Source organism: Corynebacterium glyciniphilum AJ 3170 (genome assembly GCF_007673095.1).
Classification (GTDB): domain Bacteria; phylum Actinomycetota; class Actinomycetes; order Mycobacteriales; family Mycobacteriaceae; genus Corynebacterium.
Map to the genome: position 1 here is coordinate 1 of NZ_VDYZ01000047.1, position 513 is coordinate 513.

1 pseudogene is annotated in these 513 nt (G+C 68.4%); it reads right to left on the reverse strand.

Annotated features, from left to right (window positions below):
• Positions 1 to 477 (reverse strand): annotated as a pseudogene (locus FS507_RS16405) (HNH endonuclease signature motif containing protein); the annotation flags it as partial.
• Positions 478 to 513: the final 36 nt, after the last annotated feature.

Sequence of the window (513 nt, forward strand, 5' to 3'; positions counted from 1 at the left end):
GTCGGTGACATCGGCCAGGGCGGTGTGGCAGGTGATGCCGGTGTTCTGGATCCAGTCGGTCACCCCCAGGGCGACAGCGGCATCGACGGCAGCGGCGGCAGCGGCGGCAGCGGCGGCATCGACGGTGTCGAGGGTGTCGGGTATCTGTGTCCCGGTGGTGGTCAGGGCGCGGGTGTGCCGGTGGATCCGGGTCCAGATCGCATCCAGGTGATCGACCGAATAGCGCCCGTCGGCGCGGAACGAGTGGAACAGGTCGGGCATGCGTGCCGCCAGGTCGGCGGCGTGGGTGTAGCGGTGGGCTTCACGCGGTGTTCTGCGTCGTACGGCCAGGGCGGTGGCCTGGCGGGTGTTGGCCGGGATGGTGGTCAGAAAGGCCACGAGGTCGAGTTCGGCGGTGTTGACGGCGATGGCGAAGCGGGTGGCCAGGGTGGTGTAGGTCTCGCCGGTGGTGGGTTCGGTGGTGTGGGTGCTGGTCATGGTGTCCCCTCCTTGGATACGAACACTGTATCGCAC